Origin of the sequence: Legionella dresdenensis (assembly GCF_042649825.1) — a bacterium.
Lineage (GTDB): Bacteria > Pseudomonadota > Gammaproteobacteria > Legionellales > Legionellaceae > Legionella_C > Legionella_C dresdenensis.
On the sequence record NZ_JBHSAB010000015.1, the window covers coordinates 1 to 662 of the forward strand.

The window sequence follows — 662 nt, forward strand, 5'->3', positions numbered from 1 at the left end:
GGTTTCCCCATGTGAAAGTAGGTCATCGCCAGGGCTTTATTAAAGCGCAGGTTGGGCTCTAAAGCCCAACACTCCGTATGAAAAATAGTAAGAAGTAAAAGAATATGCTGGCGTAGCTCAGTCGGTAGAGCAACTGACTTGTAATCAGTAGGTCCTGGGTTCGATTCCTAGTGCCAGCACCAAATAAAAAGATAAGTTCACGATAATCGAAGTTGACATTATTATTTTCCTGAAAGAAAATAGCAATCTTTTGGAGGGGTTCCCGAGCGGTCAAAGGGATCAGACTGTAAATCTGACGGCTCAGCCTTCGAAGGTTCGAATCCTTCCCCCTCCACCAGTTTATAAAGGGTACAAAAGCGGGTGTAGTTCAATGGTAGAACTTCAGCCTTCCAAGCTGATAGCGTGGGTTCGATTCCCATCACCCGCTCCAGGATAGATGTTGTAAGTGCTAGTAGGAAGAAACATAGTCTGTGCTTAAAGCCCACATAGCTCAGGCGGTAGAGCACTTCCTTGGTAAGGAAGAGGTCGCTGGTTCGAGTCCAGTTGTGGGCACCATAAAATTATCAACTTTTTATTAAGGGGAGATTTTCCGATGGCGAAGGAAAAGTTTGAGCGTAAAAAGCCACACGTTAACGTAGGCACAATTGGCCACGTTGACCATG

At 45.6% G+C, this 662-nt stretch carries 1 protein-coding gene and 4 tRNA genes; all 5 read left to right on the plus strand.

Features of this window, described 5'->3' with window-relative positions; all coding sequences use genetic code 11:
• The first annotated feature begins 106 nt into the window (after positions 1-106).
• Positions 107-182: transfer RNA gene (locus ACFORL_RS07610), tRNA-Thr, on the plus strand.
• Positions 183-252: 70 nt separating this feature from the next.
• A tRNA-Tyr gene (locus tag ACFORL_RS07615) sits at positions 253-337 on the plus strand.
• A gap of 19 nt (positions 338-356) precedes the next feature.
• Positions 357-430 (plus strand) — tRNA-Gly (locus ACFORL_RS07620).
• Between the two features lie 49 nt (positions 431-479).
• Positions 480-555 (plus strand) — tRNA-Thr (locus tag ACFORL_RS07625).
• 37 nt (positions 556-592) lie between these two features.
• A partial coding sequence (locus ACFORL_RS12820; protein ID WP_232322316.1) for a hypothetical protein occupies positions 593-662 on the plus strand: 70 nt, incomplete at its 3' end.